Annotated in this window: 14 protein-coding genes; 7 read left to right on the top strand and 7 right to left on the bottom strand. The window is 60.2% G+C overall.

Going from position 1 to position 13,095, the window contains the following annotated elements:
- Nucleotide 1 precedes the first annotated feature (1 nt).
- Both ACFVHU_RS06130 and ACFVHU_RS06125 read left to right on the top strand, forming a co-directional pair.
- Nucleotides 2-874: a universal stress protein gene (locus tag ACFVHU_RS06130; RefSeq protein WP_388023159.1), complete on the top strand. Its 873-nt coding sequence runs from the start codon at nt 2-4 to the stop codon at nt 872-874.
- A 151-nt stretch (nt 875-1,025) separates the two neighbouring features.
- Complete coding sequence (locus ACFVHU_RS06125) at nt 1,026-2,549, top strand: APC family permease (protein ID WP_105656313.1); 1,524 nt, start codon at nt 1,026-1,028, stop codon at nt 2,547-2,549.
- Between the two features lie 88 nt (nt 2,550-2,637).
- Here the strand turns inward: ACFVHU_RS06125 and ACFVHU_RS06120 are convergent, their stop codons facing one another.
- The gene (locus ACFVHU_RS06120; protein ID WP_146112217.1) at nt 2,638-2,886 is read right to left on the bottom strand and encodes a hypothetical protein; all 249 of its coding nucleotides are present in this window, start codon (nt 2,884-2,886) and stop codon (nt 2,638-2,640) included.
- Between the two features lie 167 nt (nt 2,887-3,053).
- On the opposite strand from ACFVHU_RS06120, the gene ACFVHU_RS06115 reads away from it, so the two are divergent.
- Both ACFVHU_RS06115 and ACFVHU_RS06110 read left to right on the top strand, forming a co-directional pair.
- A complete protein-coding gene (locus tag ACFVHU_RS06115; RefSeq protein ID WP_105656315.1) occupies nt 3,054-3,458 on the top strand; it encodes a low molecular weight phosphatase family protein in 405 nt (134 codons plus the stop codon).
- Nucleotides 3,459-3,520: 62 nt separating this feature from the next.
- The gene (locus ACFVHU_RS06110) at nt 3,521-4,666 is read left to right on the top strand and encodes an MFS transporter (protein ID WP_388023154.1); all 1,146 of its coding nucleotides are present in this window, start codon (nt 3,521-3,523) and stop codon (nt 4,664-4,666) included.
- 74 nt (nt 4,667-4,740) lie between these two features.
- On the opposite strand, the gene ACFVHU_RS06105 is transcribed toward ACFVHU_RS06110, so the two are convergent.
- Nucleotides 4,741-5,223: an Lrp/AsnC family transcriptional regulator gene (locus ACFVHU_RS06105; RefSeq protein ID WP_105656317.1), complete on the bottom strand. Its 483-nt coding sequence runs from the start codon at nt 5,221-5,223 to the stop codon at nt 4,741-4,743.
- Nucleotides 5,224-5,450: 227 nt separating this feature from the next.
- Between ACFVHU_RS06105 and ACFVHU_RS06100 the strand changes: the two genes are divergently transcribed.
- Nucleotides 5,451-5,657 carry a helix-turn-helix domain-containing protein gene (locus ACFVHU_RS06100; RefSeq protein WP_105656318.1) on the top strand — a complete coding sequence of 69 codons (207 nt, stop codon included), beginning with the start codon at nt 5,451-5,453 and terminating at the stop codon, nt 5,655-5,657.
- Nucleotides 5,658-5,704: 47 nt separating this feature from the next.
- On the opposite strand, the gene ACFVHU_RS06095 is transcribed toward ACFVHU_RS06100, so the two are convergent.
- Nucleotides 5,705-6,496 (bottom strand): MerR family transcriptional regulator, encoded by a 792-nt coding sequence (locus tag ACFVHU_RS06095; protein ID WP_388023150.1) that lies wholly within the window; start codon nt 6,494-6,496, stop codon nt 5,705-5,707.
- Nucleotides 6,497-7,000: 504 nt separating this feature from the next.
- Here ACFVHU_RS06095 and ACFVHU_RS06090 point away from each other — a divergent pair.
- Nucleotides 7,001-7,810: a hypothetical protein gene (locus tag ACFVHU_RS06090; RefSeq protein WP_105661965.1), complete on the top strand. Its 810-nt coding sequence runs from the start codon at nt 7,001-7,003 to the stop codon at nt 7,808-7,810.
- A gap of 68 nt (nt 7,811-7,878) precedes the next feature.
- Here the strand turns inward: ACFVHU_RS06090 and ACFVHU_RS06085 are convergent, their stop codons facing one another.
- Nucleotides 7,879-9,609, bottom strand: coding sequence for a bifunctional 3-(3-hydroxy-phenyl)propionate/3-hydroxycinnamic acid hydroxylase (locus ACFVHU_RS06085; RefSeq protein WP_388023147.1), 1,731 nt, complete (start codon nt 9,607-9,609; stop codon nt 7,879-7,881).
- Between the two features lie 137 nt (nt 9,610-9,746).
- Nucleotides 9,747-10,445, bottom strand: a complete 699-nt coding sequence (locus ACFVHU_RS06080; protein ID WP_388023145.1) for an IclR family transcriptional regulator — start codon at nt 10,443-10,445, stop codon at nt 9,747-9,749.
- Between the two features lie 246 nt (nt 10,446-10,691).
- Between ACFVHU_RS06080 and ACFVHU_RS06075 the strand changes: the two genes are divergently transcribed.
- Entirely contained in the window at nt 10,692-11,039 is a 348-nt protein-coding gene (locus tag ACFVHU_RS06075; protein WP_388023143.1) for a cupin domain-containing protein, read from the top strand.
- A gap of 68 nt (nt 11,040-11,107) precedes the next feature.
- Here the strand turns inward: ACFVHU_RS06075 and dmpG are convergent, their stop codons facing one another.
- Together dmpG and ACFVHU_RS06065 are read right to left on the bottom strand one after the other, a co-directional pair.
- Nucleotides 11,108-12,136 carry a 4-hydroxy-2-oxovalerate aldolase gene (gene dmpG / locus ACFVHU_RS06070; protein ID WP_388023141.1) on the bottom strand — a complete coding sequence of 343 codons (1,029 nt, stop codon included), beginning with the start codon at nt 12,134-12,136 and terminating at the stop codon, nt 11,108-11,110.
- Nucleotides 12,137-12,154: 18 nt separating this feature from the next.
- Nucleotides 12,155-13,090, bottom strand: a complete 936-nt coding sequence (locus ACFVHU_RS06065; protein ID WP_388023138.1) for an acetaldehyde dehydrogenase (acetylating) — start codon at nt 13,088-13,090, stop codon at nt 12,155-12,157.
- Between the last annotated feature and the right edge of the window lie 5 nt (nt 13,091-13,095).

Below are 13,095 nucleotides of genomic sequence, written 5' to 3'. Positions count from 1 at the left end.
CATGAAATTGCTCGTAGGTTACACCGCGGACCAGCGCGGTGCCGAAGCCATCGAACTGGCCAGCGCCCTGGTGGCCGGTACCCGCGACGCGTCCTTGCGGGTCGCCATCGTGCTGCCTGCCGCCACCCCGTTCAACGCGGTCTACCCCGGCGGGGACCATGGGTTCTCCTCCATCCTCTCCGACCAGGTGGACCGCTGGGCGGCGCAGGCCCTGGCCCTGGTGCCGGAAGGAATCGCCACCTCGGTGGTAGCCCGTTCCGTGCCCTCGGTGGCCGAGGGGCTCATCGGCCTGGGCGAGGAATTCGGGGCGCACGGGATCGTGCTGGGCGGCCGCAAGCGCCACCGCGCCGGATTCTTCAGTCCCGGGGCGATCGCCAATGCGCTGCTGCATTCCTCGCCGATGGCCGTGTTCATGTCCTCGCCGGCCTCCTTGGCCACGCTGCGCGCAGCCGGCGGGAAGATCACCAGGCTGACCGCATTCGTGGGGGACCGCCCGGGGGCACGGGAAGTCATCGGCCTCTCGGCGCGGATCGCCGCCGCCTGCGGACTGCCGCTGCGCGTGGCCACGCTGGTCTCCCATATGGATCTGGCCGACCCCCGGCTGGAGCTGGATGACCATCTGGCCCAAACCCGCAGCTACCTGCAGGAACTGACCGGTTCCCTGGGCCTGGAGGCGGTAGTCGAGGTGGTCTCCGGGCGCGGCCTGGACGAAGCGGCCGCCCAGCTGTCCTGGCAGGACGGGGACCTGGCACTGCTGGGATCGGCCCGGCTGGCCGCCCCGCGCCGATTGTTCATCGGCCCCAAGGCCCAGCGGATCCTGGGCCAGCTCAACGTCCCGATGGGCGTCATCCCGACCCTCGAGGCTGCCAGCTAGAAGGCAGCGCGTCATTCTTGCACGATCCTTGTTCCCCGGGCACTTGCCGTCGCGAAGCACGCGGACGGTGCCCATCTGACCCCTGACGGAAGGTGGCTCGGTACTTCTGGCCGACGCACTCACACCTCGCTAATTGTTTAAGGTAACCACCATGTCGCACGACCTGAGGCAGGCATCGCCGCCTGCACGCTCCGAGAGCGGACTGCACGAAAAAGGACTGTCCAAGGGCACCGTTGGCGTTCTGGGGCTTGTCGTTATCGGCATCTCCTGCATCGCCCCGGCCTACACCCTCACCGCAGGCCTCGGCGCCACGGTGGCCGAAGTCGGCACCAGCCTGCCTGCGATCCTGCTGGCCGGATTCCTGCCGATGCTGCTGGTGGCCTTGGGCTACCGCGAGCTGAACAGCGCCATGCCCGATTCGGGCACCTCCTTCACCTGGGCGACGCGTGCCTTCGGCCCGATGATCGGCTGGATGGGAGGCTGGGGCCTGATCGCTGCGACGGTGATTGTGCTCTCCAACCTGGCGGCAGTGGCCGTGGACTTCTTCTATATCCTGATTGCCCAGCTCACCGGCCAGCCATGGATTGCGGAGCTGACCGGCAACCTGTGGGTCAACATCCCCACCACGCTGGTGTTCATTGCGGTGGCCGCCTGGATCTCCTACCGGGGCATGAACGCCACGAAGGTCTTCCAGTACGTGCTGGTCGGGTTCCAGGTGGCGGTGCTGCTGCTCTTCGCGGTCATGGCCCTGACCTCCAGCCAGCCCAATGATCCGACACCCATCACCTGGCAGATGTTCAATCCGGCCGGCATCGATACCTTCTCGGCCTTCGCCGCGGGCATCTCGCTGTCCATCTTCGTTTTCTGGGGCTGGGATGTCACCCTGACCATGAACGAGGAAACCACCGATCCGAAGAAGGTCCCCGGACGCGGTGCCACCTGGACGGTGCTGGTGATCATCGCGTTGTACCTGGCCGTATCCCTCGGGGTGATCTACTGGGCCGGGGTGGGCACCACGGGCCTGGGCGCAGGCAACCCGGAGAACCAGGAATCAATTTTCGCGGTGCTTTCCGGTCCGGTCATGGGCCCGCTGGCGATGCTGATGTCCTTGGCCATCTTGTCCTCCTCCGCGGCCTCGCTGCAATCCACCATGGTTTCGCCGGCACGCACCTTGCTGGCCATGGGCTACTACAAGGCGCTGCCCTCCAGCTTCGCGAAGATCTCCGCGCGCTTCATGTCCCCGTCGGTGGCGACTTTCGCCTCCGCTGCTGCCGCTGCCGTGTTCTACGTCGTCACCCGGCTGCTTTCGGAGAACGCTTTGTGGGATACGATCACCGCGCTGGGCCTGATGATCTGCTTCTACTACGGGCTGACCGCATTGGCCTGCGTCTGGTACTTCCGCGGTGAACTATTTGCCAATGCCAGGAACTTCTTCTGCAAGTTCTTGGCGCCGTTGGCAGGTGGCGTCGTCTTGCTGGTGATGTTCTTTGCCACCGCCATCGAATCCATGAATCCGGACTACGGTTCGGGCTCCAATATCGGGGGAGTGGGCATGGTGTTCATCCTCGGGGTCGGCGTGCTGCTGCTGGGCGTTGGCATCATGCTGTGGATGCGGGTGCGCCACCCGGCGTTCTTCAAGGGAGAAACCATCAAGACCTACAAGCTGCTGAAGTAGGACCGGCGCAACGAACCAGAAGGACCACTCGCGAACGAATCGCGGGTGGTCCTTCGTGTTCGGTGCCGCCGCAGGAGCTATCTTGCCGCTAGTCGGCGGCGTCGGCCCGGGTCATGTGCTTGGCCACGCCGATGGCGGCCAGCACGGCGCCGAAGGGGATGAGCGCGCTTTGGATCAATGAATTAAGGAAAGCCAGCGGCGCGCTGCCCAAAGGGCTGCTTCCAAAACCGGATTCGAAGCTCCACATCGCCAGGACTGGCAAGATGCTGCTGATGAGAACGCCTGCCAACACGATGACGACGCCGGATACAATCATCTTCTTATGTAGAGCAAGCAACGTTTTCTCCTATTGCCTTGGGCTGAGTATTTCCAACCGTAGCCAATTCCGCCACTTTTAGCTACAGTGGGAGTGTTGTTTGCTTTCGCCAAAGGCAGGTCTTTGCCTGCTTCGCAACCTTCTCGTCCAAAGGCCCCTAACCGGCGCGCAAATGGTTCAATAGGTTCATGGCTAACTCGGTACTTTTCATCTGCTCCCGCAATGCAGGCAAATCGCAAATGGCGGCCGCATTGATGGACTACATTTCTGAAGGGAAAGTTACCAGCTACTCGGCTGGAACCAACCCAGGTTCAGGCATCAACCACGAAGCGGTTGAATCGCTCTCGCAGGCCGGCGCAGACATGTCGCAGGGCACGCCCAAGGCCATCGACCCTCGCGTCGTCGAGCAAGTTGACCGCGTGGTAATCCTTGGCTCCGATGCGAATCCGCAATTCGATCCCTCCATCAAGACCGAACGCTGGGTCACCTACGAACCCAGTGAAGACGGCATCACCGGTGCCGAACGAATGAACATGATCCGCGATGAAATTGCTGATCGCGTCCGTGAACTGTTCCACGAGTTGGAGCGGTAGAAATCACTGTTCGCATCACCACCCGAAAGGCAACTCCGTGGTGGCTTCCGGGCGTATGCCTTGTGCTCACTGGTTGGTGCGCCAATCAATACGTATCGCTGATCAATTGGTACCAGCAATTCCGCGAACTCAGTGAGTTCGAGGCCATGCTGGTCATGGGCAGCTACCTGGCGGGCATGATCCCGGCGTTGGCTTTCGGCGGACCGCTGGCGGACAAGTTCGGGCGCAAGCCATTTTCGCTGCTTGCCCTGGCCTGCTCCATTCTGGGATCCCTCGGGCTCATCTTCGGATCGGTTCACGAGTCCGGTCTCTATGCGGGACGCATCCTGACCGGCTTGGGCATGGGCCTGGCCATGGTTGCCATCACCAGCTGGGTGAAGCTGCTTAGCCCGGGAGCTGCCGGCGCGACTCGCGCCGCGCTGTGCACGTCCTTGGGCTTCGCGCTGGGACCGGTCATTTCAGGGGCAATTGTCGGGACCAGCGGCAGCCCGGAACTGGCATACATCGTCCATGCCGCCGCGGCGCTTTCCTGGTTGCTGTTGATGTTCTTCACCCGAGAAGACCGAGTCACTGACCGGGCAGGGCATCACCTGGAGGCCGACGTGACGACTCCGGCAAACCTCCAGCGGTTCTACCGCATCGTCTTGCCCGCAGCCCCATGGGTCTTTGGCATGGCGGCAACAGGGTTTGCCGTGGTTCCGGCGCTGAGCAACGGCGCCGGTGAATCCAGCCTGTTCTACACCACCTTGGCAGTCGCGGTCACCATGGGCATGGGCACCTTGATCCAGCCATTCGTCAAGAGATTCAATGACTTGGGCAAGATCAAGCTGCTCATGGCTGGACTGGCTACCTCGCTGGCTGCACTGCTCATGATGATCGCAGTGTCGCTGAGCGGCTCAGAATTCTTGGGAATTATCGCATTCGCCATAGCCGGTTCGGCCAATGGCATTTTGCTGGTTGCCGGGCTAAGCCAGGTATTGGATCTTGCCGGCGGCGCCGACGTCGGCAAATTGACCGGCCGGTTCTACATGTGCTGTTTCATCGGGTTCAGCTTCCCGACATTCTTTGCACTGTGGCGCACGGTCGCTCATCCTGCTCTATTCATTGGCCTGCTTGCCGTGCTCTGCCTGCTATCCATGATGCAGGTGTACCGCTCGGCCAAGTATCTGCCCGCTGCCATTCTCGAAGAAGTTCCAAACAGGCCATAATGCCAAACGCCGCTGCCGGCCACCTTGCGGTGCCGGCAACGGCGTTTACGCATTGGACTCCAACATACTGGGAGCTAGTCCTGGCTCAGCTTCTTGAGCAGCTCGGTAGTGCGGAATGGGATGACATCGCGCAGGATCATCGAGGTGGAAGTGCGGGTTATGCCCGGGCAGAGGCGGATCTCTTCACTGACCCGGTACAGGTCATCCGGGTCAGTCGCGGCCACACGAATCAACAGGTCCGTGTCTCCCGCCGGCGCGACGCATTCCAGAACCTCGGGAATCTGGCGCAGTGCGGCGATGGCCTCATTCAAGCTGGCCTGGTTCAATTCAGCGCTAACGAAAGCGCTGACGCCACGGCCCATGGACGCAGGGAGGATTCGCGCGGTGTTCGGGCGCAACGCACCTGAATGGGCCAAGCGTTCCAAACGAGTCTGCACGGTGCCGCGGGCCAGGCCCAGCTGCTGCGCCAGCATCATGATCGGCACACGCGGATCCGCATCGAGTGCCAGAAGGATACGCCGGTCGGTTTCATCGAGCTGATACGTATCCGAATTCATGTGGTGGTCTCCTGAGACAGGTTGTGTTGCGCGTGCATAAGTACCAACCTAGATTTTAGTCAATATGACCAGTGAATCCCAAATGTGTTGCGCGGATTGGCCGATATTATTGCGTGAAAGTCGGCTACTGGGGTCAACAGGGCGAATGCTCGGGCGAAAAGCCATCTTTTATCCACAAAATAACCAGGCTGAGATCAAATGGGCGCTAATCACAGTAACCTGTTGATATGAGGTTTTTGCGGTTGGAAGACGTGGCAGAGGAACTGAATGTGAAGCTGCCCCAGGTCCGCGCTTTGGTGAAAAGCGGCGAGCTGCCGGCCATCCAAATTGGCGGGCGGGGCATGTGGCGCGTGGAACGCGTTGCACTGGAGAACTATATCCAAGAACGCTATGCGCAGGCCCGCGACGATATCGCGAACGAGTCCCAGAGCTGAATGCGCTGACCTTGGCTGTTCCCGAGTCCATCGGGAACAGCCACGGCCTAGTCCAGCTCGATAGCCCGTTCTGCAAAGATCCGCAATGCGTCGCGAACCAGCTCCGCGTATCCGCCGTAGTTCTTTGCAAACCGCGGATCAGCGACATACATCTCGCCGAGATTGCAGATATATGCCTTGTGCTGTGCCGGATCGCCGGAATCCAGCGGGGTGCCCTTGGCGCTCTGGAGCCAGCGCACATGTCGAGCCGCTAATTCCTGGGCTTCGAAGCTGTCCGCTGGGACGGAATTCTTGCCCGCCATAATCCAATCCTGATTGAGCATTCTCACCTCTTCCATGAATGCGTTTTGCTGGTCCCCGGTTTTGGAACGCCACCAGCGATTCGATGCTTCATACGCGTCGGCGCCCCAGCGTTCGGCGACCTCTTGCTTGTACTGCTCGTTGAAGCCGTCAAAGCTCTTTTCCAGTTCCATGTTTCCTCCTGTCGTTAGTGTTGAAATGCTGTGCTCCAAGGCCGCGATCTGCCGGTCCAGCGCCGCACGCTGCCTATGGAGCTGTTCCTTGTGGGTGCTCAGCGCGACCAGTTCATCGCGTTGCTCGTCCAGGATTTCAGCGATGGTCTCCAGCTTGATGCCCAGCTGCTTGAGCAGGAGAATCTGCTGGAGCCGGACCAGCTGCCCGTCGGTGTAGAACCGGTAGCCGTTGGCGGACAGGTAGTCAGGTTTCAGCAAGCCGATCTGGTCGTAGTGCCGCAAGGTACGGCTGCTGATGCCAGCGGATTTTGAGACATGCGCAATCGAGTGGTGAACTGCCGGCTCGTGGCTAGTTGAATCCTTCATGGCTACCACGCTAATGGTTGACGCAACGTCAAGGTCAATAGTCCCAGCCGCATTTCCTGATCAAAAATTTGTGATTCAGATCTCACGACAAAATGGTGAATAATAACGAGATATTCCTTGTCCGATTGATCATATTGACTAATTGTTAGCACGCTTGTTGCACAGTGTGATCTATGTGTAGTTCACTGTTGGTAGATGAAGTTGAACAGGTTACCGCCGAAATCAACGAGGACCGCCTGATGACGTAAACCATCTGCATTTACGGGATCAAGGAGCCCTGGCCACCCACGCCAAGGCAAGGTAGAAGACATAGTCCAGATGGCTCGCGGGCATTCCAGTTGGGTGGAATGCCCACGGGCCATCTGGCATTTCTGCCAAAATCGCTGACGTTCGAATCACAAGCTCCGAGCGAGTTGGAGGAAACGCCTGCCGGCATTCGCGATGCTTCGCTCTGGCTCTGGAACAATGAGCGCGTAGGTACACCGAGGAGTAAGAGTGGGTTCAATGAGGCGCGTCTGGCAAAACTGGTGGATGCAATTGGTCGCCGGATTGCTGATCACTGCGATCGTGGTGTTGCCGTGGTTATGGATCGGTCAGGAAGACCGCTCAATTCTCCCGCATGCCAGCGACGACGCCCAAGGGCTACTGGTGATTTTCTCCGTGATCACCCTCTGGGGCAGCTGGTTTGCCCGACGCATTGGATATAGCCGCACCGGCTTTGCCATCGTGACTGCCGTGGGCATGGTCCTGGGACTCTTGGGCCTGGGGTTCCAAGGACTCCACGCATTCGAACCGGGGCTCTTGGACGGGGAACTCTCCCCAGGTTCGATTCGCCATCTTTGGGTTTTCGGTGGCCTGCTGCTGGTCAGCCAAGCCTGGTATTTCCTGGCCACTAAATTGCGGCTGCCCATAGCGGTGCTCTTCTATGCAACGCTCACTGTAGGCGTGAGCTATTGGCTGCAGATCATCGCATCGCTCGTTGCGGGCGCCCAGTCGTACTACGTTTACCTTTGGTATTCCGGGCCGCTGATCCTCGGCCTCATCTTGGGATTCGTCGGGTTCTCGAGGATCATGAACCTGCTGATGTGGGTTTTCGCATTGGCTATCCAATGGATGATGCCGGCAGTCGTGGAAAGCGCGGCCAGAGTTATTGGATCGAAGACCACTGGCTGGAAGACCGTCGGCTCCTTCTGGGAACAATTCACCGGAAGTGTCCTGGAAATTCCGTGGCAGACTCCGCTGCTGGTCAGCTTGGCGACGGCTATGCTTACCAGTGTCATCTTGCTGATTGTTCGCAAGGTGCGGCGGCGCTAGGCCATTGCGTGGCAAAAAGTGCAGGGCTTCACTGGTCCAATGATCAGTGAAGCCCCGCGTTATTGGTGTTAGTTTGCTAATGCAGGTGCTGGATCTTTCACGGAGCGCGCTGAGCTCTGGAAATTCATTGCTTCCAAGACGGCATCAATAGTTTGCGGCCCGTCCTGGTTCAGGCAAGCGCCGGCAACGAAGCGGTCAGGACGGATCAGCAGCATTGGAGTCGGGCGGTCGTCGAACCACTTCTTCAAGCGGCCAGTGGCATCCGCGAGAACCAGGGTGCCCTCGTGCATGTCACGCTTGGCCCATCCATACTGGGTTTCCGGAACAACGGCGACCAGGCATGCTCCCAGCTCCTTGAGCTTGGCAAGTGTGCGCGCCGGCAAGACATCTGCTGGATCGTTGCCCCAGACTAGCAAGGTCCACCACTTGCCGACAGCCTCGTCGAGCAGCACGGTGCCCAGCTCGTCGGTGCTTACCTTAGGCTGGATGAACTGCACGCCCACTGGAGAAATCGTAGTGTTCGCGGTGGTGAATGGAATCAGCTTGCTGGTCAGTTTGCCATTGGCGGTCCCTGAAGTCTTAGTGCTCGGGTCTGCCAGCACGCCCTTGACATAGCGCGGCATCGGCTTGAAGCGCATATCCGCGAAGTAGCTCTTGACGGATGGGAAGAGATTGAGCACGCTGGATGCCGTATCACGGGCGATGACACCCAGTGGATTGGTGATCTTGATGATCTTGCCCATGGTCAGCGACAGATCCACCATCGCCTTTGCGTGGTCGCGGCGCTCATCGGTGAAGGTGTCGAGCAGCCTATCGGAGGCTTGGCCGGAGAGGATGGTGGACAGCTTCCAGCCCAGGTTCGTGGCATCGCGCATGCCGGAATTCCAACCCTGCCCCATCCACACTGGCATTAGATGCGCGGCATCGCCGGCGATGATCTGCCGGCCTTTGCGGAAGGAGCCGGCCACGCGGGCGTGGTGGGTGAATACGCGGCGCCGGATGTAGTTCAGGGTGCTTGGATCCGGCACGTGGGAGGCCAGCATCTGGTTCACGAATTCGGGATCGGTTGCCTGCTCTTCTGTTTCATCGTCTCGGAGCATGAACTCCCAGCGGCGGACTGCGTGCGGCAATCCGATGGAAACATAAGGGCGCTCCGGGTCGGCGCCCAGGAAAACGTTTGGCGTGCCCAACGGGTCGTTGTTTACATCGACCACGAGCCAGCGAGTGGATGGCGATTCGCCGTCGAAGCTCACGCCCAAACGCTTGCGGGTCGGGGACTTGCCGCCTTCGCAACCAACGAGATACTGGGCTTCGAACCGAGTCTCTGTATCGTTGCCTGCTGCGTCGGTAGTCCGGGCAACGGCGGTAACGCTGCCTGCGGACTCTTCAACGTCCAGGACTTCGTGGCCGAAATGAACGTTGACGTTAGCGAATCGGCTCAGGCCGTTGAAGAGCTCGCGGTCTACTTCTGGCTGGATGAATCCGTGCTTGCGTTCCCAGCCGAATTCATCGGTTTGCGGGTTATTGATGATGATGCTCTTGCCGCGGCCATTGACCAGGCGCATGATGTGCTGCGGGGTTGTGTGCGGGCGGACCTGTTCAACCAGGCCGATGCTTTGGATGGTGCGCAGAGACTCGTCATCCAGCCCCACGCCTCGTGGATAGTCGATCAGGGTGTCGCGTGCTTCGAGCACGGTCACCGAATGGCCGTAGCCACCAAGAATATTGGCGAGCATGAGGCCGGTTGGACCGGCGCCGACAATCAGGACTTCACTGGTGGTGGGTGTGGAATCAGCCATTGAGAACTCACTTTTGTGTCAATAACGCACACTTTTGAACAGTATGTGCACCGCTTTTGAGTTCCATAACACCACTGTCTGTGATGTGGGTCAACCGGGCGTTCCGCATGGCAGAACGCTTGCTGCCGAAATGTGGATCAGATGCGGATAAGCCGAGACAGTTCGGCCGCGATGCGTTGCAGGGTCTTGGCCGAATCCGCAGCTTGCTGCTCGCGAACGGTAATCGCATTCAGGCAGGCAACAGGCTGCCCGGCACCAAGCTTCAGGGGCACAGCCAAGCCGTGCATGTTCTCTTCCACTTGCCCGAAGGTCTGTGCATAGCCAAGTTTGCGCACATCGCGGATCTGCTCGGAATCGTTGGCGCGCTCGGGTTCGGCGGCCTGCAGTGCCAGGCCCGCGGCCCCCTGCGTAATGGGGTGATGCGAGCCTTCGGAAAAGGCAACGTGATAGGTGCCGTGACGTGGCGAGACCACAGCGAGCGCCACCGCGATATCTGCTTCGCGCACCAATAGCGAAACGGTGATGCCCAACTCATCGGCCGCTTCGCGCAGCAACGGCAAAGCCGCGGTGCGAAGGTGCTGGTGACCAGCCTCGGCCAAGGGGAGTAATCCGGCAGCGCCGCGGTAGCGGCCATCAGATCCCCGGCGCAGCATCTGCGCTTCGCACAACGTATTGAGAATCCGGTAGGCCACGGTGCGGTGCACGTCGGCTGCCGCGGCTACCTCGGCAGGAGACAAGCCATCGGAAGCTTCCGTGACCAAGCGGAGAATCGCCAGGCCGCGCGCTAAAGTTTGCGACCCTGCGGTGCGAGAAGGTGAGGTAGCGTCTTTATTCACGCTCTGATCATGGCATAGTCCGGGTATACCGCGCTTCTTGAACGGAAAACCCCGTGTAAACAGGGGCATGGCGCTGCGGGGTGCGGCTTCCAGCGATCGGTTCCCGGATTCGGAAGCTGCCATCATGACGTGCTGCAGTGCAGAGGACTGCAGGTTTCAGGCGGCCGTTGGCTCCCGAAGGGCAAAAGGAGCATGCTGGTAGGTAAATCGACGTCGATACAAATGCGCCGGAAAGCGGGAATTCCCTTGAACGAAAATACTGCTGCTGAACAATCCGAACTGATTTCGTTTTCAGCGGCCGGCAATGCGGAGCGCAATCCGATGAAGCCAGGAAAATATGCGGCCAAACGAATCTTCGCCGGCGAAAAAGCGCAGATCACGGAAATTGCTTTTGACGCGAATGTAGAGTTGAAAGAACATGTGGCCCGCACCCCGATCATCGTTTCGGTCATTGAAGGCGAAATCGAGTTCACCGTAGAAGGGCGCAAATACCCGCTGGCCGTTGGCGGCAGCATATTCGTTGAAGCCAATGTCCTGCATGCTGTGTACGCGCAGACCCCGGCGCGCATCACCGTGACCTTCCTCAGCGCATAGCATCAAGAACGGAAAACGGAAGCCGCGCAGTCCGAGACTTTGCGGCTTCCGTTGCATTCGGAGGCGTCCTACTTCTGCGCAGCCAACTGCACCGCCACGTCAACAATCATGTCTTCCTGGCCGCCAACGTATCCGGCCTTGCCAACTTCTTCGAGGATGCGATAGGCAGGAACGCCATAGCGATCTGCTGCTCGTTCCGCGTGGATCAGGAATGAGGAGTACACGCCTGCATAGCCCTGCATGATCGAAGCTCGGTCCATTACCGGCATGCGGGTGATGAAAGGCTTGACGACGTCTTCAGCCGCAGCCATGACGCCCTGGATGTCGACACCGGTCTTGATCTCAAGGCGGTCGAAAGCGGCAGCCAGAACTTCGGTAGGGGAGTTGCCTGCACCTGCGCCCAGAGCCATCAAGGTGCCATCGATTTGCTTGGCACCGGCACGCACTGCGTACACCGAGTTGGCAACACCGAAGCTCATGTTCTGGTGGCCGTGGAAGCCTACCTGCGCGTCGCTGCCCAGTTCGGAAACCAATGCGGAAACGCGGTCAGAGACATCATCCAGGATCAGCGCGCCGGCAGAGTCCACCACATAGACGCACTGGCAACCTGCATCAGCCATGATGCGTGCCTGCTTGGCCAGTTCCTCGGGGGTGATACGGTGGCTGAGCATCAGGAAGCCGACGGTCTCCATACCCAGCTTGCGTGCGTGCTGGAAGTGCTGGATCGAAACGTCCGCCTCGGTGCAATGGGTGGCGATGCGGGCTACCGATGCCCCAACCTCATGGGCCTGGTTCAGGTCGTGGATGGTGCCCAGCCCAGGCAGCATCAGCACAGCGATCTTCGCCTGCTTGGCTTCGTCCACAGCGGCCTTGATCAGATCCAATTCCGGGGTCAGCGAGAAGCCGTAGTTGAAGGAGGAGCCACCCAGGCCATCGCCGTGGGTTACTTCAATGACCTCAACACGGGAGTCATCCAGCGCGCGAACCACCGAGCGAACATGCTCTTCGGTGAACTTGTGGCTCATGGCGTGCGATCCATCGCGCAGGGTGGTGTCGGTCAGGCGGATGTCGAAAGCGGTATCCATAGGTGCAGTCATGATTGCGTCCCCTATTCCTTAGTTCACCGACGCGGCGGAACGCGCGGCGTAGATCTTCTCTGAAAGCAGGTCCGCGGTGCGGGTGGCTGCAGCGGTAATGATGTCCAAGTTGCCTGCGTACTCTGGCAGGTAATCCGCGGCGCCAGCTACCTGGACCCAGATGCCGACGCGGCCAAAGCCGCCCCAGTCCTCGCGGGCTTCCTCGAACTGCGGTTCCAGGCGCAGCTGATAGCCCGGGACGTAGTCGCGGATCTGCTCGGCAGCCTTGTCGATGGCGGCGCGGATCGCTTCCCGGGTATCACCGGGTGCTGCAGCTTCTGCCGGAATCATGCAGTAAATGGTGTTGCGCATCATCATCGGCGGTTCCACCGGGTTGATGATGATGATTGCCTTGCCGCGCTTCGCACCGCCAACCACCTCAAGGGCCTTGGCAGTGGTTTCGGTGAACTCGTCCACGTTGGCACGGGTGCCCGGGCCGGCGGACTTCGACGCGATGGAAGCAACGATTTCCGCGTACTCCACCGGGACGATGGAGGACACCGCGGCAACGATCGGGGTGGTGGCTTGGCCGGCGCAGGTGATCATGTTGACGTTCATGGTGTCGGTCAGCGTATCCAGGTTCACCACCGGAGCCAGGTAGGGGCCAACCGCAGCCGGGGTCAGGTCGATGGCGTGGATGCCGGCGGCCTTGTACTTCGGTGCGTTGGCCTCGTGGGCCTTGGCCGAGGTGCATTCGAAAACGAAGTCCGGCAGCTCCTCCTGGGCTAGCAGCCAGTCAACGCCCTCGGCGGAAGTGGTTATGCCAAGGCGGGCGGCGCGAGCCAGGCCGTCTGATGCTGGATCTACACCAATCATGTACTTGACCTCGACGTTAGTCGAGCGGCGCATGATCTTGAACATGAGGTCGGAACCGATATTTCCGGAACCGACGATGGCGGCAGTTTTCTTGGCCATGAGAG

This window comes from Glutamicibacter sp. NPDC127525, assembly GCF_042672105.1.
GTDB lineage: Bacteria > Actinomycetota > Actinomycetes > Actinomycetales > Micrococcaceae > Glutamicibacter.
This window is presented reverse-complemented; position numbering and strand designations above follow the sequence as displayed.